Consider the following 15,923-nt stretch of genomic DNA (forward strand, 5'->3'; position numbering starts at 1 on the left):
GCGCCAAGGCTTGGCCATTGGGTGTCTCCCTGCCTCACCTGGGGTGGCCGGGTGCGGCCGTACCAGCGTGGGGGTGGGGGTGGTGTGTCTACCCTCCCCCCATGCTGAAGTACGGGGTGGTTGCTCTCGTGTGTGCGCTGGCGCTGGCGGGGTGTGGTGGTGAGGCTGAGGCCACGGACCCGGCCAAGCTGGACGATGCGGGGAATCTCGCATGTCAGGACTTCGCTGAGGGCTACCCGTCTGCGGTGACGCAGGATGCGCGTGTGGCGCTGGCGAACAAGGTGGCCAAGTGGGCGCCTAAGTCGCAGACGAATCGGATAGCGGACATGTCGCAGGCGTTGGGGCGTGCGGCGGACGGGTCGCCGGGTGCGTGGAAGATCGCGGCGGACGCGTTCGCTCAGGCGTGCCTTGATGCGGGGTACAAGAGCCGCTGACAACGCGAAAGGCCCGGCAGCATCGGCCGGACCTTCGGGGAGTGGGTTGTGGGCATGGCTCCGCTGTAGCTGCGAAGTCTTGCGGTCTCAGCGTATCAGGGGTTTCGGTTCTTCGGATTCCGTTGCTGTCGTGTCTTCTCGCACTCGAATACGTCGCTGAGGCGGAACAGCTTGGCTCGGCCTCGCTTGCCCGCGTGAACGAGGTGCTTCCTGCGCACCCAGCTATAGACGGTGTTCACCGAGACGCCTACCTCGTCGGCTGCCTCGGCTGCGGTGTACAGGTCCGTGGTCACGGAATCACCGGTTCCGACCCGGCGAACGTTGCGTCGCACTGGAGGCACAGGTACTGCGGGTAACGCTGATCCAGCGCGGTGACCTCGATCGTGTCGCTGTGGTCGCAGGTGAACCACGCGGCGGGAAGCTGCCCGTCGCATCCGGGGCACAGCCCGGCGACCGTCTGCCCGCCGCTGACCACCGGTACGGCGTCGGGGTGGGCGCACTGCACCTTCACGAAGCCTCCTGCTGCGAGGTGAGGTCGTCGTGGTCAAGGATCTGGGCGAGGATCTCCCACTGCTTGCGGGGCCAGCGGTGCCGGCGCGGCCGTCGAGGGGGCTGCGGGTCGCATCCGCAGTCGGGGTCGTCGCAAATACAGACGTCGTTCACGCAGGCGACGATCTCCCGTTCGAGGAACACGCGGAGGGACACGGCGCCGCAGATGGGGCAGCGGGCAGTGAGGCGGTGCACCGTCTCCGCTTCGCCGAGGGCGGAACGCGCCCACCGGTTGAGGCGGGTCGCTTCGGTGTGGACGTAGGCGGCCAGCTCCGGGAGGGTCTCGACGCGGCGAAGCAGCCCGATCACGCGGGTGATCCTCTGTCCGGGGGACGCGCCGGCGAGGGGGGTCAGGCCGAGCCACTCGCACACGGCGCCCTCGATCTCCGGGACGCCCTTGCGGATGGCGTCGAGGGCGTCGAGGGCGGACAGGTTGATGGGGGCGCGGGAGTCCCCGACGCCGTAGAAGCCGAGCCGGGCGTTGGCGTCCTTCGCGCGGCGGTCTTCGCGGTCCTGGTAGCTGCGGCGGCGGCGCTCGTCGGGGGTGAGGTCCCGCTGTGTCCAGCGGCGGGGCGTGCCGCCGGCGAGGGCGACGTTCAGGCGCGGGATCCGGTCCCGGAGTTCGGACAACGCGCTGTAGATGTCATCCCCAGTCACGGGAGCACCTCCGAGGTCTCGGGCTGGTCGAGGGTGATGTCTCCGAGCTCAACGAGCTTCCGCATGGCCCGGCATGTGGTCGGGGTCTCGCGTTCCAGGGCCGCCCGGACGCCGTTCTGCACGATGACCGCGACTTCGCGTTCTTCGCCAGGCTCGTAGACGGCGCCGGCCTCGGAGACGTGGGCGAGCATCCACGCGCTGCGGGCGTCGATCAGCCATTGGGACGTTCGGTATCCCTGCTTGGCGCCGGCGTCCGCGACGGTGGAGATCGCGTCGGCGAGGGCCGGGTTGTTGCCCTGGGTGGGGCAGCGGAGGATCGCGTTCTTGACCAGGTCGAGCACGATCTGTCGCGGCAGGCTGATCTCTTCGCGGGTGGTCACGAGTCCTCCCGGCGGTGGGCGCGGTACTCGCTGTAGACGGTCGACCAGCGGACGACGACCGTTGCGGCGGAGAAGCTGAACAGGATGACGGCGGCGAGGGTGAGCAGGGAGATAAGCATGGGTAGTTCCTTTCTCGCCCCGCCCAGGAGCGCCCTGGGCGGGGCCTCAGTGGGTTAGAACGGGGGCTGGTCGTCCTGGGGCGGGTTCGACCACTGGTCGGCCTGCGGGGATCCGCCGAACCCGCCGGACTGCTGCGGCTGGTTGCTCCGCTGGGCCTTGGTGACCTTCGCGGTGGCGCTGCGGAGGGACGGGCCGATCTCGTCGACCTCGATCTCGAAGACGGTCCGCTTCTGCCCGTCCTTCTCGTACGAGCGCTGCTTCAGGCGGCCCTGGACGATGACGCGCATCCCCTTGGTGAGGGTCTCGGCGCAGTGCTCGGCCATCTGCCGCCAGACGTTGCAGGTGAGGAACAGCGCTTCGCCGTCCTTCCAGTCGCCGGACTGGCGGTCGAAGAACCGCGGGGTCGACGCGACGCGGAAGTTCGCGACGGGTTGCCCGGACGGGGTGAAGCGGAGGTTCGGGTCCTCGACGAGGTTCCCGACGAGGGTGATCGTGGTGTCTCCGGCCATGGGTCAGTTCTCCTTGCTGATTCGGTTGAGCTTGCGGGCGTGCCTGGCCTTCAGGCCGGCGGTGCGGCGGGTGGTCTTGTCTCGGTAGGTGCGCTGTAGGCGGTCCCGCTTCTGGCGGGCTGCTTCTCGGCGGGCGTTCAAGCGGTCATCGACGGCGGTGCGGAGGTCGGCGTCTGCGGTTTCGCGGGGGTTCATGGGTGGTTCACCGTCCCTGCTGGGGCTGACCGAATGCCGTTCTGTGCAGGGTTGTGAAGGGTTTTTCTATCCCCCTACGCGCATGTGCGTATGGAATGTTTGTCTGAACCCTGCACAACCCTGCACTTCTGCAGGTCAGCGCGTTTCACGCTTCGTCGCTGTCGTCGTTGGCGGCCAGACCAACCCCGCGGTACACCATCCCTTGGGCGGTCTTCTTCTTCTGGAGCCCTCGCAGGCCCATCGCTTCGGCGAACGCCTTCTCCGTCCCGGCCTCCTCGCCGAACTGGTGGCACCACTGCGACCACTCGGTGAACAGGTCACGGGCACGCACGTGGGCGTGCGGTGAGGAGACGGTCCGCTCGTCGAGGAACCGGCCGAGGGTGTCGGACTCTGACCGGAACGCATCGGTGCGCTGCTGGACCTTCTCAGGCGCTTCCAGGCCCAGTTCCTCGTAGGCGCGGTATCCCTCGAACGCCCACGCGAGGACGGCGGGGAGTTCCAGGGCGAGACGCTCGGGCAGGCGCGGGTCCGGTGTCTCCACGACCACGTCGAACGGCACCACGAAGATGCGTCGCCACATGGCGGGATCGTCGCCGGACACGACCGGCTTGTGGTTGGTGACCATGATGATCGTGTGGGACGGGTCGAACTCGAAGAAGTCCTGACGCATCCTGCGGGCGCGGACCTTGTCGCCGCCGGTGAGGCGCTTCACGGTCGCGGCGGCCAGTCGGCGGCCCTTGTCTGTCTCGGAGCACACGGCGAGCCGCGCGCCGAGCAGATCGGCCTGCCCGGTCGGGTGCGCCCCTCCCTTGTCGACGAGGAGGTCCGGCTCGGCCGAGATGGCGTAGTCGCCGAGGGCCTCGCTGACGACGTCGAGGAGGGTGGACTTCCCGTTCTTGCCGACGCCGGTGAAGATCGGGAGGACATGCTCGCGGACCTGGCCGAGCAGGGCGTAGCCGAACAGCCGCTGAACGAACCGGCGGACCTCATCGTCGGGGAGGATCTCGGCGATGAACTTGGAGAAGACGGGGCCGTGGGCGTGGAGGTCGAGGCCGCACCCGGCAACCTTGGTGATCAGGTCTGCGGGGGCGTGGGGCCTGACTTCCCCGGTGCGCAGGTCGAGGGTGCCGGTCTTGGTGTTGAACAGGAACGGGTCGGCGTCGAGGCGGTCGGCGGCGGCTGACAGGGGCCGCAGGGACCCGGCGATCTCCAGGGTGCCGCGGATCCCGGACGCGGACTCGATCCGCTTGATGTCGGTGAACAGGTCGTTGCGGGCCTCACCCTTGGGCAGGTGGGCGAGTTCCCTGAGTGCGGCCTTGGCGATCGAGACGACTGCGCGGGTGGCGGCGCCGTCCTTGTCGAGGGCCCAGCGTGCGCCGTCCCAGTAGTGCCACCCGATGCCGTGGGCGTGGAGCAGCCGCCCGGCGAAGCGGTGGGCGAGACGCTCGGCCATGCGGAGCTGTCCGCGGTGGGGTTCTGGGTAGGGCCACGACTCGTCGGCCTCGGCGTCGTTGGTGGGGGTGGTCACGCCGCGTCCTCCTTCGCCGTGCTGAGTCCGGTGAACTCGGGGCGCTGGGTGGCCATCAGCTTCGCCCGGTACGCGCACGCGTCCATCTGGCGGTGCTGCTGGCACGCGGTCTTTGGGGCGTGGGTGGCGCACAGCACGTGGCGGTAGTCGACGCGGGCGGGGACGTCCACGAGGGTCTTGCAGTAGAAGCCTCCGCGGTACGTGCAGTAGCAGGGGATCGTGTCGACGGGCTTGCGGCGGTTCTCGTTGACCTGCATCTGCCGGGGGATGTCGCGGACGCTGGCCGCGATCGGCTTCCACGCGGCTTGCATGTCGGCTTCGGCCTGCCGGTAGCCGACATCGCGTCCGGCGTCGAAGGCGAGGCGGTAGCCCTCCTCGAACGCTGCGGCCTCACGGGCGCGCTGGCTGTCGAGGTCGTTGACGAGCTGGGCGGCTTGGGCGCAGAGGCGCCGCATTTGCGAGACGGGGCTTTCGGGGGTGCCGACCGCTGTGTTCGGGGGCGGGTCGAGCGTTGGAGACAACGGACCCCTCCTTAGGGTCTCCGGTCGCAGGCGGCGTGCCGGGTGAGGGGTAGGTCCCGTGGTGCCGTCGCGCTTTTCTTGTTCGGGGGTGGTGCTGTGCTGCCGGAGTGGGTTGAGGCCGTTGCTCAGGCGGACTCGCTGAGGGGCGCGGGGGCCATCTCGATGCCGAGGGCGCGGAACAGGTCGGCGCGGGTCACGCGGTACTCCCGGCCGACGCGCAGGATGCGGCAGGGGAACTCGCCACGGCGGGCGAGGTCACGGGACTTGCTCTCGCCGATCCCAAAGCCGCGGCCAGCGGTGACGACGTCGAAAGCGGTGGGGAGCGCGAGGAGTTCCTCGTAGCTCATGGTGGCGTTCTCGTACTTCTTTCTGGGGGTGGCCTTGGGCATGGCCGTGCCTCCTTCTCCGAGCGGCGTCTACGTCAACATGGAAGCTGACCTTAGGCCGCGATCATCCTGTGAACAGACTGACGGAGACCGCCGGAAATGTCAACTGGGGCGCGGACCGCTGGTGTGAGGTCTGGACCCAGGCAGACCTAGGCGGATACAGTTCGTCAGGTGAGCGACGAAAACAGGAGTGCCCCTAGCCAGCCAGGGCGGCCGACGCCGGCGCAGTTGGAGCAGATGAAAGAGCAGGTCACGAGTGCTACGGACGACCCGGTGACGAAGCGGCTTCTCGCCGCCGGGAAGGACTACCCGGAACTGCCGGGCGTCCACGTCACGGTCAACCAGGTCGTCGCGTACAACATGGCCTACTTCCGCAAGGTCGCCGGCATCACGCAGGAGGAACTCGGGAGACGGCTCTGCGGATGGACCTCGAAGCCGTGGTCCAAGGCGGCCGTCAGCGCGGCAGAGAGGTCTTGGGACGGCAAGCGCGTCCGCCAGTTCGACGCGGACTTGCTCTATGGGCTAGCGCGGGCCCTGGATGTTCCGATCAGCGCGTTCTTCCTCCCGCCGGAGAAGGACGGGGTGAACGAGCGCTACTTGATCGACCCGCCCCACACCTACAGCGAGGAGGACTGGGGGGGCCGCAGCGAAGAGGAGATTTTGGAGTTCACCGTCAGCAAGACGCTGTGCTCGCACATGCGGGACCTCGCCATGTTCGCTCTTGCTGACCCGTCCGACGACAACACCCCGGTCATGGTTGCCTACCGGTCTCGGCTGTCCAATGTGTGGGCCATGTACTTCGGCGACGAGTTCCCCGAGGACGACCTGAAGACCCTGACCAGCGAGGACCAGCTCGTCGACCGGGCGGCCCGGCTCCGGGGGCACTACGCGGCCATCAGGGAACTGTCCGGGGAGATCGGCATCATGCTGGAACGCACGTACGACCGCCTTGCTGAGGAGCGCCGGAAGAAGAAGGCGTCAGGGGCGAAGCCCAGTGATCCGTCATGAAGGGCTCCACATACAAGCGCTGTAAGTGCCGGGGTGCGGACGGGAAGGAGCTCGGCGCGGACTGCCCGAAGCTCAAGCGCAAGGACGGGTCATGGTCGCCGAGGCACGGGTCCTGGTACTACCAAGCGGAGCTTGACCCCGGCCCCGGCGGGAAGCGGCGGCGTGTACGGCGCGGCGGGTTCGCGTCCGAGGCGGACGCCCTCGCCGGCATGGAGGAGGCGCGGCGTAAGGAGGCCAGGGGCGGCAACGCGCAGATCAAGGTTCTCGTCGGCCAGTACCTCGACGACTGGCTGAAGGCGCAGAAGGGCCTGCGCCGCACAACCTTGAACTTGTACGAGGGCCACGTCCGGAACTTCCTGAAGCCGCATCTCGGGCATGTGGAGTTGGACCGGCTGAGGGTGCGGCACCTCGACGACATGTTCGAGGCGATCGACAAGGCGAACGAGGACATCGCCCAGGCGGCCGAGGACCGGCGGCGGCTGCGCGCTGCGGCTCGGGACGCGTGGCGGGCCGGGGACAAGAAGGCGCACCGTGAGGCCCTCGACGCGCTCGAAGAGGTCCCGCCGCATCGCCGCCCGGCCGGCGCGGCGACGAAGCAGCGGATCCGCGCGACGCTCCGCACAGCCCTGTCCGACGCGGTCCGTGAGGGCCTGGTCCAGGTGAACGTTGCGAAGCTGGTGAAGCTGGAGGCGGGGAAGAGGCCGAAGGCTCTGGTGTGGACGCCGGACCGTGTGCGGGTGTGGCGGGAACGTCTCGACCGGGAGATGGACGCTGCGGTTACGGCGGCCGGGGGCCGGCCGGTCAATGCCCTGCGGATCTGGATGTCGCAGCCGCGCCCGTCGCCGGTGATGGTGTGGACGCCGGAGCAGACGGGGGTGTTCCTCGACCGGGCGTCACGGCACCGCTTGTACGGCCTGTACTACCTGACGGCGTTCACGGGGCTGCGGCGCGGTGAGGTGTGCGGGGTCGAGTGGGCGGACGTCGACCTCGACGCGGGTGAGCTCGCGATCCGGCACCAGCGGGTCATGGTGGGGTACCGCGACATTGAGGACGGTGCACCGAAGACCGACTCTTCCGACGACACGATCCCGCTGGACGAGTCGACGGTGAAGGTGCTGCGGACGTGGCGGGCCGCGCAGAACGAGGAGCGGCTCGCGTGGGGTGAGGCGTGGGTCGACTCGGGGAAGGTGTTCACCCGTGAGGACGGCGCCGCGCTCCATCCGGACTTCGTGTTCGATCTGTTCGAGCGGCTGGCGTTCGAGGCGGGTCTCCCGCCGATCCGGCTTCACGATCTCCGGCACGGCGCGGCGACGCTGATGCTCGCCGCCGGCGCGGACATGAAACTCGTTCAGGCGATGCTGCGGCATTCGTCGGTGACGATCACGAGCGACACCTACACGTCGGTGCTCCCGGACGTGGCTCGGCAGGCGACCGCGGCGGCCGTCGCGCTCGTTCCGAGGGCTGTGAACGGTGACCAGTCCGGGACGGATGGCCTCCCCTCGGCCTCCCAAGGCGGGGGGTCGCACCCTTCAGTTTCCAGTACCCCTGCAAACGCGCAGGTCGTGAGGCTGGAACGTAGAGCCGGCGAGGGGACTTGAACCCCTAACCTTCTGTTTACAAGACAGATGCTCTGCCAATTGAGCTACGCCGGCGGGCTCGTCCCGCATCGTAGTCGACTTGGTGGGAGTCGTGCTCATCGTGCTGGTGTGGTCGGGGGAAGCAGCGGCGTAGGGGGCGGTGCCAGGGGTTGGCGGTGGTGCCCGGGAAGAGGACGGCTACTGCCAGGCAGTACTTGCTGAGTCTCACCGGGCGCAGGCCCATGCGGCGTAGGAGGCGGTCCACTGGGGTGTCCGGGGTGGACGACTTGGATTCGACCAAGACCCAGTCGTCGCGGGCGGCTTGGTGGGTGTTGTGGTGTGTGCAGATGAGGTTGGTGTCCAAGGTGACGCGGCCTGTGCCGTGGCGTTGGACGAGGGTGGTGCGGTTGTAGGACGTGGTCGCTGAGGGGAGTAGCGGGGACGGTGGGTTCGTGCGGTAGGTGGTGAGGAGCGTCTCCCAGAGGAAGTCGTGGGCGGACGGGGTGAGTTGGTCGCGGTGGGTGGGAGCGTGGGGGAGGCGGCGCTTGTCGGTGGCTTCGCGGGTGCCGCTCATCTTGACTTCGAACATGCACTCGCTGGTGTCCAGGTAGGTGCGGGTGCGGATTTTGTAGCGGCGGCGTCTGTCTTGCAGGTGGTGGCGGTAGGTGAGCAGGTCGGGGGTGTCGAAGTAGGTCGAGGTGTAGCGGAAGGTGCGGAGGCCGTCGATTTCCAGGGCCGCGTGTGTGGGTGTCAGTTGGGTGAGTAGGGCGGGGATGAGGTTGGTGGGGACGATGTACTTGCGGTCTAGGCGGAGTTGTAGTGCGGAGCGCGCCAGTACCTCGGGGAGGCCGACTGTGGGGAAGGCCGTCAGGTTCATGTGAGGCTCCGGGTGAGAGCGGTGCGGTGGGTTGCGCGGCGGAAGCGGACGTCCACCACCATGACGTCGCGGACGTAGTCGACCTCTGTCACTGACTGGCGCAGGATGGTGCCGCCCAGGCGGCTCTCTAGGTCGGCGCGTAGTGCGCTGTCGTCGTGGTGCACTACGTCCAGGGTGATGAGGCGGTGTTCTGTGCGGGGCGCCAGGCGGGGGTGGTCCGCGGTGTACATGACCGCTAGGAGGACGGTGTCGAGGGTCAGCGCCAGCCATGGGGTTTGGGCGGTCAGGCCGTTGACCAGCCCGAGTGCCAGGGCGATGAAGTAGTAGCCGACCTCTTCCTGGGTGAGGGCGCTGGAGCGCAGGCGGATGATCGACAGCACCCCGAACAGGCCGAAGCCGATGGCCAGGTCCGCTCGTTGGACCAGGAGGAGTGACACGACCGTGAAGACGCCGGCGTTGACGGCGATGTAGGCGAGTTGCAGGTCGCGCCTGCGGTGGCGCCTGAAGTAGATCAGGTGCGCCAGCACCCCGATCGCCAGTAGGTCCGCGGTGAGGCCGTACAGGATGTCGTCGCGCATGAGGTCAGGCTGGCGCGGGGGGATGAGGCCGCGGTGAGGGCACTGTTAGGGCGTTCTCATGAGAGGGTTCTCATCCGCGACGCGTCGCCTGGGCGCGGGCTCGGGGGGATAGTGGGCGGATGGCCACCCGAGCGGCGATCGCCGGTGCGGGCGCGGCGGCCCTCGTCACGTTAGGTCTTGCCGCTGCGTTCGCCCACGCGCAGACGAGTGCACCGCCACGGCTCGGCGACACCGTGCGGGTGTCGCCCGCGTCCAGCGGTCCCACGGTGTCCAGGTCGGCGCGGCCGTCGCCGGAGCGGACGGTGCGGCCCGTCGCGCCGCCGCGTCCGCCGGACAGCGACGACGATGACGACGATGCCGACGACGACTGAGGCCGGGACGCATGGCGTCAGCGCGCGCGCCCGCATCGTCGGGTGGATGCTGTTGCTGGTCACGCTGGCCCTGGGCGGGTCGGTGTTCGTTACCTGGTCGGTGCAGTCGGCCCGGCTGGACGAGCGGGTCAACGAGGAGTTGGGGCATGAGGCCGCGAAGCTGCGTGAGTACGCCCAGGGCGGTGTTGAGGCGCGGGACGTCCGGACGCTGCTGACCGCCTACCTCGCCCAGAACCTCCCGGACGAGGAGGAGACGTTCTTCACGGTCGTCGACGGCCGCGCCGACCGGCGCAGCCCGTATCCGCCGCCCGCGCGGCTGGATCGTGACGCGGCGTTCGTCGCGCGGGTCGCCCGGGCAGAGCGTCCCGCTCACGGGTGGGCCGACAGTTCGGCGGGACGCGTCCGGTACGCGGTCGTGCCGGTGCGGGTGGCGGGTGATCCGGCGCGGGGAGCCCTGGTCGTGGTCGAGTTCCGCGACCGGCAGCGGGACGAGGTGGTGGAGGCGACCCGGGTGCTCGGGATCACCGCGTTCTGCGCGCTCGCGGTGGCCGGGGCGGCGGGGTGGCTGGTCGCGGGGCGGGTGCTGGCGCCGGTCCGGCTGGTGCGGCAGGCGGCGGAGCGGATCAGCGGGTCGGATCTGACGCGGCGGCTGGAGGTGCGCGGCAATGACGACGTCGCCGCGCTGGCCGCGACGTTCAACGTGATGCTCGACCGGCTGGAGGCGGCGTTCGCGACGCAGCGCCGGTTCGTCGACGACGCCGGGCACGAGCTGCGGACGCCGCTCACGGTGATCCGCGGGCATCTGGAGCTGATGGACGACGATCCGGCCGGGCGGGCGGAGACGCGGGCGCTGCTCCTCGACGAGCTCGACCGGATGGGCCGCATCGTGGACGACCTGCTGGTGCTGGCGAAGGCGGAGCGCCCCGACTTCCTCGCGCCGGACGTGACGGACCTCGCCGATCTCACGGTCGAGACGGTCGCCAAGGCGCGCGGGATGGCGCCGCGCCGGTGGCGGGTGGGCGGTGTGGCGGAGGTGCGGACGGTCGCCGACCGGCAGCGGCTCACGCAGGCGCTCATGCAGCTGGCGGCGAACGCGGTCCGGCACACCGGAGAGGACGACGTCATCGAGATCGGTTCGACGGTGCGCGGGTCCATGGCGGTGCTGTGGGTGCGCGATGCCGGGCCCGGGGTGGACGAGGCGGACGCCGTCCGCATCTTCGACCGGTTCGTCCGGGCGGGGGAGGGGCCGCGGCCGACGGACGGGGCCGGGCTCGGCCTGGCGATCGTGGCGTCGATCGCGCGGGCGCACGGCGGGCGTGCCCGGGTCGAGCACCCGGTCGGCGGGGGCGCCTGCTTCGTCCTGGAGCTGCCGTTGCGTCCGGTTAGGGAGGGTTCTGTGGAGGTTCTCGCGGGTGACGGGCACGAGAGGGAGGACGCATGAGCCGGATCCTGATCGCCGAGGATGAGCCGCGCATCACCTCGTTCCTGGAGAAGGGCCTGGGCGCGGCGGGTTTCGGCACCGCCGTGGCAGCGGATGGCGTCGCCGCCTACGAGCAGGCGCGGGGCGGCGCGTACGACCTGATGATCCTCGACATCGGGCTGCCGCTGCGGGACGGGTTCACCGTGCTGCGCCGGCTCCGCGAGGAGCGCGTCGGGCTGCCCGTCATCATCCTGACCGCCCGCGACGGCGTGGCCGATACCGTCGCGGGCCTGGAGGGCGGCGCCGACGACTACATCGCGAAGCCGTTCGCGTTCGAGGAGCTACTTGCGCGGGTGCGGCTGCGGCTCCGCGCCGACCGGATCCCCGAGCCGACGCTGCTGCGTGTCGGCGACCTGTCCCTTGACCTGCGGACACGCCGCGCCCACGTGCCCGGACGGACGGCCGAGCTGACCTCCCGAGAGTTCGCCCTCGCCGAGATGTTCTGCCGCAACCCCGACCAGGTGCTGACGCGGGAGCAGTTGCTCGCGCACGTGTGGGGCTTCGATTTCGACCCCGGCTCCAACGTCGTGGACGTCTACGTCCGCTACCTGCGCCGCAAGCTGGGCGCCGACCGGTTCGAGACGGTGCGCGGCACCGGCTACCGCCTGCGCCCCTAGAGCAGGCGGAGTGGCCGGAGGCAGGCGCCGGTTTTACGGTGGGGGTATGGACGTCATGGGGCCCGGGAACCTTGAGGCGGCGCGCTGGTGGGGGCGGATGGCCCGGGATCCGCTGGACACGTACCGGGGGCTCGCCCGGCGGTACGGGGACGCGGTGCGCGTGCCGTTCGGGCCGCGGCGGGCGTTCTACCTGCTGTCGCGGCCCGAGCACGCCGAGCGGGTGCTGGTGGCCAACCAGGACAACTATGTGAAGGCGTTCACGTATCGGCCGCTGCGGGCCGTCCTCGGGGACGGGCTGCTGACCAGTGAGGGCGACATCTGGCGGCGGCACCGGCGGCTGATGCAACCGGTGTTCTCCCAGCGGCACGTCGTCGGGTTCGGGACGCAGATGGTGGAGACGGCCGTCGCGGGCGTCGAGCGGTGGCCGGACGGGGTGACGCTCGACGCGGCGGGCGAGCTGCGCAAACTCACCCTGGACATCGTGGGGCGGGCGCTCTTCGGCAGCGCGCTCGCCGGTGAGGCGCCGCGCGTCGGGCGGGCGCTGGAGGCGCTGCAGCGCGGCGCCGTCGTCGGGACGTTCCTGCCGGGCGGACTGGCCAAGCGGGAGATCTACCGGCGGGTACCGGGGCTCGGCGGCGCGCTCGACTACCTGGACGGCATGGTGCAGCGGGTCGTCGAGGGGCCGGACGGCGGCGAGATGCTGGTCCTGCTCAAGGAGCGCGGCGAACTCGGCGCCGAGGAGCTCCGCGACGAGGTCCTGACGCTTCTGCTGGCCGGGCACGAGACCACCGCGGCCGCGCTGGCGTGGACGCTGATGCTGCTGTCGCGCTACCCGGCCGCCAGGGACCGGCTGGAGGCGGAGGTCGACGACGTCCTCGGCGGCAGGGAGCCGAAGGCCGACGACGCCGATCAGCTGCCGTGGACGAAGGCCGTCATCTCGGAGGCGATGCGCCTGTACCCGCCGGCCTGGACGATCGAGCGCGACGCGGTCGAGGACGACGTGGTCGCCGGGGTGCGGATCCCGGCCGGGTCGACCATCGCCGTCCCGCCGTACCTGGTGCACCGGAACGTGGACGTGTGGCCGAACCCGGAGGGCTTCCAGCCGGAGCGGTTCATGGGGGAGCAGCAGCGCCCCCGGTACGCCTACCTGCCGTTCGGCGGCGGCAGGCGCATCTGCGTCGGGGCCGGGTTCGCGATGCTGGAGGCGACGCTGGTGCTGGCCGCCATCAGCCGCACCCACCGGCTGGACCTGGTGCCGGGCGTGAACGTGCGGGCGCGCGCGGAGATCACGTACCGTCCGGCCGGGGTGGTCCCCATGCGGGTCTCGCGCAGGTGATCCCGGGTCCGCGCGGGACCCGGGACCCCCGGCCGGTCAGGATTTCGTGCGGGGCAGCAGCAGCGCCGGCACCAGGGCCAGGACGGCGATGCCCAGCGCGATCCAGAAGGCGTGGCCGAAAGCGGCCGCCAGTTCGGGCGCCACGGCCTCGCGAGTCGCGTCGGGCAGCGGGCCGAGGGCGGCGAGACCGGGCGTCCGGGCGCTGATCTCGCGTTGCAGGACCACGGCGAGCACCGTCGTCCCGACGGACGCGCCCATCCGCTGGAGGGTGTTGATGGCGCTGGTCGCCCGCGGGATGAGGTGCGGCGGCATCGACTGGTAGGCCGCCGCCATCGACGGCATGATCGTCGCGCCGAGGCCGAGGCCGAGCACGAACAGGGCGGCGGCCAGGACGGCCACCGGGGTGTCCGCGCCGAGCTGGGTGTAGGCGGCCGTGCCGATCAGGCCGAGGACGATGCCTGCGGGGACGACGACGCCGGCGCCGAGCCGGTCGGTGATCCGTCCGGCGAGGGGCATGGCGACGGCGGCGCCGAGCGCCTGCGGCGCCAGCAGGAGGCCGGTGGCGAGCGGGCCGTGGCCGCGCACGACCTGCCAGTACAGCGGCAGCAGGACGAGGACGCCGAACAGCGCGACGGCGACGACGACGTTGGTCACCGCGGCGGCGGTGAAGCCGCGGTGCCGGAACAGCGCGATTTCGATCAGCGCGGGGCGGCGGCGCGCGTGCCGGACGTACAGCGCGATCAGCGCGGCGGCGATGCCGGCGATCGCCCAGGTGCGCGGTTCGCCGAGCCCGCCGGGACGTCCCGCCTCGGTGGTGCCGTAGGTGAACAGGGCCACGCCGCCGCACAGCAGGAGCAGGCCGCGCACGTCCAGCGAGGCGGGCCGCGGTGTCGAGCGGGGCAGCAGGCGCAGCGCGGCGACGACCGCGACGGCGCCGAGCGGCAGGTTGGCGAGGAAGATCCAGCGCCAGCCGGCGGACGAGAGGATCAGCCCGCCGACGATCGGGCCCGCGACGGAGCCGAGCAGCATGGGCAGGCCGATGAAGCCCATCACGCGTCCCATCCGGGCGGGGCCCGCGGCCTGCGCGAGGACGGTCTGCGCGACCGGGATGATCATGCCGCCGCCGACGCCCTGCACGATCCGGAAGCCGATCAGCGCGGGCAGCGACCAGGCGAGCCCGGACAGCGTGGAGCCGGCGAGGAACAGCAGCAGCGCGGCGATCCAGACGCGGCGGGCCCCGAACCGGTCGGTGGCCCAGCCGGTGGCCGGGATGACGGCGGCAAGGCCGAGCATGTAGCCGGTCAGGACCCACTGGACGGACGTGAGCGGCGCCCCGAAGTCTGCGGCGAGCGTGCGGGTGGCGACGTTGACGGCGGTCGCGTCGATGATCGACATGATGGCGCCGAGCACCACCGCGATGCCGAGCGCGACGAGGCCCCGGTCGAGCTTCTGCGCGGAGTCGGGGGCGGGTGCGTGTGCGGTGTGCGTTGCGGTCATGGCGGTTTCCTCGCATTTCAGACGGGCCGGGCGGTCAGGCGGGCCGGATGTTGTGGTTGCGGTGGAACACGTTCTGCGGGTCGTAGGCGCGCTTGACCTCGCGCAGCCGCCGCAGGTCGCCGGGCGTGTAGGCGGTCGCCGTCCGGGACGTGTCGTGCAGGAAGTTCAGGAACGAGCCGCCGGTCGAGAACGGCGCGAGCGCCGCGTCGTCGTCGGCGGTGCCGTCGACGGTGAGCGAGAACGGGACGTCCCGGTGCCCGACCGGGCCCGCGTCCGGCGCGGGACGGGCCATCGCGCCGCCCCAGTGCCGCACCTCGATGCCGGCGGCGCGGGAGGCGGCGATCGCGGCGATCAAGGCGTCGGGGAGGTCGGCGTGCAGGTGGAAGTGGTGGGGTGCGGTGCCGCCGAGCGACTCGGTCTCGGCGTAGGGCATCGTGCGGAAGTCGTCGTGCAGGGCCTGGCCGCCTGCCTCGCGTAGTGAGCGCAACGCGCGCGCGCCGTCCTCGGCGGAACCGGCGTAGGCCCCGCGCAGCACGACGACCCGGCCGTGCACGTCGTGGTCGGCCAGGGCGACCGACACCGTCAGTTCGTCGGGGCGGGTGTCCGCCTCGTCCCGGAACCGGGTGAGCACGTCAGTGGCGCGCTCGGCGGGGAACAGCGCGGCCCCCGCGAACACCGTCGAGACCGGGTGGAGGCGGAACTCCAGCGACGTGACCACACCGAAGTTGCCGCCGCCGCCCCGCAGCGCCCAGAACAGCTCCGGGTGGCGGTCGGCGTCGGCGGTCAGGTACCGGCCGTCGGCGGTGACGATCCGGGCGCGCAGCAGGTGGTCGGCGGCGAACCCGTAGCGGCGGGACAGCGGGCCGACGCCGCCGCCGAGCGTGTAGCCGGTGACGCCGACGGACGCGTGCGAACCGGACAGCGGGGCGAGTCCGAGCGGCGCGGCGGCGGCGATGACGTCGCTCCAGCGGGCGCCGGCCCCGGCGCGGGCGACGCGGCGGGCCGGGTCGACGAGCACGCCGGCCATGCGGGACGTCCTCAGCAGCATCCCCTCGTCCGTCGGGACGAGCGTGCCGTGCCCGGTGGCCTGGACGGTCAGCGGCAGGCCCCGCTCGCGGGACGCGAGGACAGCGGCGCGCACGTCCGCGGGCCCGGTGGCGTCGACGGTCAGCGGTCCGGTCCGGCGGGGGAGGGCGGTGATGTTCATGATCTCGATCCTTCCGGAGGTTTTTTCTCCACTTATTTGCACCGTAACACCGACCGGAGGATTTGTCTCCACTTACTTCCGGACGTTCTCGGTGCC

The 15,923-nt window shown here is 70.9% G+C and carries 21 protein-coding genes and 1 tRNA gene; 7 read left to right on the forward strand and 15 right to left on the reverse strand.

The features are described 5' to 3' along the window. The first annotated feature begins 101 nt into the window (after positions 1 to 101). Positions 102 to 434 (forward strand): hypothetical protein, encoded by a 333-nt coding sequence (locus tag AB0K34_RS11060; RefSeq protein WP_364547500.1) that lies wholly within the window; start codon positions 102 to 104, stop codon positions 432 to 434. A 95-nt stretch (positions 435 to 529) separates the two neighbouring features. On the opposite strand, the gene AB0K34_RS11065 is transcribed toward AB0K34_RS11060, so the two are convergent. The 10 genes from AB0K34_RS11065 to AB0K34_RS11110 form a co-directional block, all read right to left on the reverse strand. Continuing rightward, entirely contained in the window at positions 530 to 727 is a 198-nt protein-coding gene (locus AB0K34_RS11065; protein WP_364547503.1) for a helix-turn-helix domain-containing protein, read from the reverse strand. Continuing rightward, positions 724 to 945: a hypothetical protein gene (locus tag AB0K34_RS11070; RefSeq protein WP_364547506.1), complete on the reverse strand. Its 222-nt coding sequence runs from the start codon at positions 943 to 945 to the stop codon at positions 724 to 726. Before AB0K34_RS11070 ends, AB0K34_RS11065 begins: the two co-directional genes overlap by 4 nt. Beyond that, positions 942 to 1,640: a hypothetical protein gene (locus AB0K34_RS11075; RefSeq protein WP_364547509.1), complete on the reverse strand. Its 699-nt coding sequence runs from the start codon at positions 1,638 to 1,640 to the stop codon at positions 942 to 944. The genes AB0K34_RS11070 and AB0K34_RS11075 overlap by 4 nt, the downstream gene beginning before the upstream one ends. Continuing rightward, complete coding sequence (locus tag AB0K34_RS11080; protein ID WP_364547512.1) at positions 1,637 to 2,020, reverse strand: hypothetical protein; 384 nt, start codon at positions 2,018 to 2,020, stop codon at positions 1,637 to 1,639. The genes AB0K34_RS11075 and AB0K34_RS11080 overlap by 4 nt, the downstream gene beginning before the upstream one ends. After that, positions 2,017 to 2,139 carry a hypothetical protein gene (locus AB0K34_RS11085; RefSeq protein ID WP_364547515.1) on the reverse strand — a complete coding sequence of 41 codons (123 nt, stop codon included), beginning with the start codon at positions 2,137 to 2,139 and terminating at the stop codon, positions 2,017 to 2,019. The genes AB0K34_RS11080 and AB0K34_RS11085 overlap by 4 nt, the downstream gene beginning before the upstream one ends. 54 nt (positions 2,140 to 2,193) lie before the next feature. Then, entirely contained in the window at positions 2,194 to 2,649 is a 456-nt protein-coding gene (locus tag AB0K34_RS11090; protein ID WP_364547517.1) for a single-stranded DNA-binding protein, read from the reverse strand. Positions 2,650 to 2,652: 3 nt separating this feature from the next. Next, on the reverse strand, positions 2,653 to 2,844 hold the full coding sequence (locus AB0K34_RS11095) for a hypothetical protein (RefSeq protein ID WP_364547520.1): 192 nt from the start codon (positions 2,842 to 2,844) through the stop codon (positions 2,653 to 2,655). A 145-nt stretch (positions 2,845 to 2,989) separates the two neighbouring features. Beyond that, on the reverse strand, positions 2,990 to 4,372 hold the full coding sequence (locus AB0K34_RS11100) for a phage/plasmid primase, P4 family (protein WP_364547523.1): 1,383 nt from the start codon (positions 4,370 to 4,372) through the stop codon (positions 2,990 to 2,992). Further along, positions 4,369 to 4,827, reverse strand: a complete 459-nt coding sequence (locus tag AB0K34_RS11105) for a hypothetical protein (RefSeq protein WP_364547526.1) — start codon at positions 4,825 to 4,827, stop codon at positions 4,369 to 4,371. The genes AB0K34_RS11100 and AB0K34_RS11105 overlap by 4 nt, the downstream gene beginning before the upstream one ends. Positions 4,828 to 5,018: 191 nt before the next feature. Next, positions 5,019 to 5,282 (reverse strand): hypothetical protein, encoded by a 264-nt coding sequence (locus AB0K34_RS11110; RefSeq protein WP_364547529.1) that lies wholly within the window; start codon positions 5,280 to 5,282, stop codon positions 5,019 to 5,021. 168 nt (positions 5,283 to 5,450) lie between these two features. Between AB0K34_RS11110 and AB0K34_RS11115 the strand changes: the two genes are divergently transcribed. Continuing rightward, the gene (locus AB0K34_RS11115; RefSeq protein WP_364547532.1) at positions 5,451 to 6,287 is read left to right on the forward strand and encodes a helix-turn-helix domain-containing protein; all 837 of its coding nucleotides are present in this window, start codon (positions 5,451 to 5,453) and stop codon (positions 6,285 to 6,287) included. Next, complete coding sequence (locus AB0K34_RS11120) at positions 6,284 to 7,885, forward strand: tyrosine-type recombinase/integrase (protein WP_364547535.1); 1,602 nt, start codon at positions 6,284 to 6,286, stop codon at positions 7,883 to 7,885. The genes AB0K34_RS11115 and AB0K34_RS11120 overlap by 4 nt, the downstream gene beginning before the upstream one ends. On the opposite strand, the gene AB0K34_RS11125 is transcribed toward AB0K34_RS11120, so the two are convergent. The 3 genes from AB0K34_RS11125 to AB0K34_RS11135 all read right to left on the reverse strand — a co-directional run bounded on the left by AB0K34_RS11125 (position 7,867) and on the right by AB0K34_RS11135 (position 9,319). Further along, positions 7,867 to 7,939: transfer RNA gene (locus AB0K34_RS11125), tRNA-Thr, on the reverse strand. The two genes, AB0K34_RS11120 and AB0K34_RS11125, sit on opposite strands and share 19 nt — an antisense overlap. Beyond that, the gene (locus AB0K34_RS11130) at positions 7,902 to 8,741 is read right to left on the reverse strand and encodes a polyphosphate polymerase domain-containing protein (protein ID WP_364547602.1); all 840 of its coding nucleotides are present in this window, start codon (positions 8,739 to 8,741) and stop codon (positions 7,902 to 7,904) included. Before AB0K34_RS11130 ends, AB0K34_RS11125 begins: the two co-directional genes overlap by 38 nt. Then, positions 8,738 to 9,319, reverse strand: a complete 582-nt coding sequence (locus AB0K34_RS11135; RefSeq protein ID WP_364547538.1) for a DUF4956 domain-containing protein — start codon at positions 9,317 to 9,319, stop codon at positions 8,738 to 8,740. The genes AB0K34_RS11130 and AB0K34_RS11135 overlap by 4 nt, the downstream gene beginning before the upstream one ends. Before the next feature lie 119 nt (positions 9,320 to 9,438). Here AB0K34_RS11135 and AB0K34_RS11140 point away from each other — a divergent pair, with 119 nt between their 5' ends. From AB0K34_RS11140 to AB0K34_RS11155, 4 genes are read left to right on the forward strand one after another with little or no spacing between them, the layout of a single operon-like run. Next, positions 9,439 to 9,690 (forward strand): small secreted hydrophilic protein, encoded by a 252-nt coding sequence (locus AB0K34_RS11140; protein WP_138642342.1) that lies wholly within the window; start codon positions 9,439 to 9,441, stop codon positions 9,688 to 9,690. After that, complete coding sequence (locus AB0K34_RS11145) at positions 9,674 to 11,131, forward strand: HAMP domain-containing sensor histidine kinase (protein WP_364547541.1); 1,458 nt, start codon at positions 9,674 to 9,676, stop codon at positions 11,129 to 11,131. The genes AB0K34_RS11140 and AB0K34_RS11145 overlap by 17 nt, the downstream gene beginning before the upstream one ends. After that, a complete protein-coding gene (locus AB0K34_RS11150; protein WP_301176152.1) occupies positions 11,128 to 11,787 on the forward strand; it encodes a response regulator transcription factor in 660 nt (219 codons plus the stop codon). The genes AB0K34_RS11145 and AB0K34_RS11150 overlap by 4 nt, the downstream gene beginning before the upstream one ends. A gap of 46 nt (positions 11,788 to 11,833) precedes the next feature. Beyond that, entirely contained in the window at positions 11,834 to 13,123 is a 1,290-nt protein-coding gene (locus AB0K34_RS11155) for a cytochrome P450 (protein ID WP_364547544.1), read from the forward strand. A 36-nt stretch (positions 13,124 to 13,159) separates the two neighbouring features. On the opposite strand, the gene AB0K34_RS11160 is transcribed toward AB0K34_RS11155, so the two are convergent. Both AB0K34_RS11160 and AB0K34_RS11165 read right to left on the reverse strand, forming a co-directional pair. After that, positions 13,160 to 14,620, reverse strand: a complete 1,461-nt coding sequence (locus tag AB0K34_RS11160; RefSeq protein ID WP_364547547.1) for a DHA2 family efflux MFS transporter permease subunit — start codon at positions 14,618 to 14,620, stop codon at positions 13,160 to 13,162. Between the two features lie 34 nt (positions 14,621 to 14,654). Continuing rightward, on the reverse strand, positions 14,655 to 15,827 hold the full coding sequence (locus AB0K34_RS11165; protein WP_364547550.1) for an FAD-binding oxidoreductase: 1,173 nt from the start codon (positions 15,825 to 15,827) through the stop codon (positions 14,655 to 14,657). Positions 15,828 to 15,923 lie beyond the last annotated feature (96 nt).

Origin of the sequence: Actinomadura sp. NPDC049382, assembly GCF_040677125.1 — a bacterium.
Taxonomy (GTDB): domain Bacteria; phylum Actinomycetota; class Actinomycetes; order Streptosporangiales; family Streptosporangiaceae; genus Spirillospora; species Spirillospora geliboluensis.

Excerpts from the sequence above, each read along its gene's own strand:
- AB0K34_RS11060 (WP_364547500.1), top strand. The coding sequence starts at position 102 with ATGCTGAAGTACGGGGTGGTTGCTCTCGTGTGTGCGCTGGCGCTGGCG.
- AB0K34_RS11085 (WP_364547515.1), bottom strand. The coding sequence starts at position 2,139 with ATGCTTATCTCCCTGCTCACCCTCGCCGCCGTCATCCTGTTCAGCTTC.
- AB0K34_RS11135 (WP_364547538.1), bottom strand. The coding sequence starts at position 9,319 with ATGCGCGACGACATCCTGTACGGCCTCACCGCGGACCTACTGGCGATC.
- AB0K34_RS11110 (WP_364547529.1), bottom strand. The coding sequence starts at position 5,282 with ATGCCCAAGGCCACCCCCAGAAAGAAGTACGAGAACGCCACCATGAGC.
- AB0K34_RS11155 (WP_364547544.1), top strand. The coding sequence starts at position 11,834 with ATGGACGTCATGGGGCCCGGGAACCTTGAGGCGGCGCGCTGGTGGGGG.
- AB0K34_RS11160 (WP_364547547.1), bottom strand. The coding sequence starts at position 14,620 with ATGACCGCAACGCACACCGCACACGCACCCGCCCCCGACTCCGCGCAG.
- AB0K34_RS11090 (WP_364547517.1), bottom strand. The coding sequence starts at position 2,649 with ATGGCCGGAGACACCACGATCACCCTCGTCGGGAACCTCGTCGAGGAC.
- AB0K34_RS11150 (WP_301176152.1), top strand. The coding sequence starts at position 11,128 with ATGAGCCGGATCCTGATCGCCGAGGATGAGCCGCGCATCACCTCGTTC.
- AB0K34_RS11095 (WP_364547520.1), bottom strand. The coding sequence starts at position 2,844 with ATGAACCCCCGCGAAACCGCAGACGCCGACCTCCGCACCGCCGTCGAT.
- AB0K34_RS11165 (WP_364547550.1), bottom strand. The coding sequence starts at position 15,827 with ATGAACATCACCGCCCTCCCCCGCCGGACCGGACCGCTGACCGTCGAC.
- AB0K34_RS11105 (WP_364547526.1), bottom strand. The coding sequence starts at position 4,827 with ATGCGGCGCCTCTGCGCCCAAGCCGCCCAGCTCGTCAACGACCTCGAC.
- AB0K34_RS11145 (WP_364547541.1), top strand. The coding sequence starts at position 9,674 with ATGCCGACGACGACTGAGGCCGGGACGCATGGCGTCAGCGCGCGCGCC.
- AB0K34_RS11140 (WP_138642342.1), top strand. The coding sequence starts at position 9,439 with ATGGCCACCCGAGCGGCGATCGCCGGTGCGGGCGCGGCGGCCCTCGTC.
- AB0K34_RS11120 (WP_364547535.1), top strand. The coding sequence starts at position 6,284 with ATGAAGGGCTCCACATACAAGCGCTGTAAGTGCCGGGGTGCGGACGGG.
- AB0K34_RS11130 (WP_364547602.1), bottom strand. The coding sequence starts at position 8,741 with ATGAACCTGACGGCCTTCCCCACAGTCGGCCTCCCCGAGGTACTGGCG.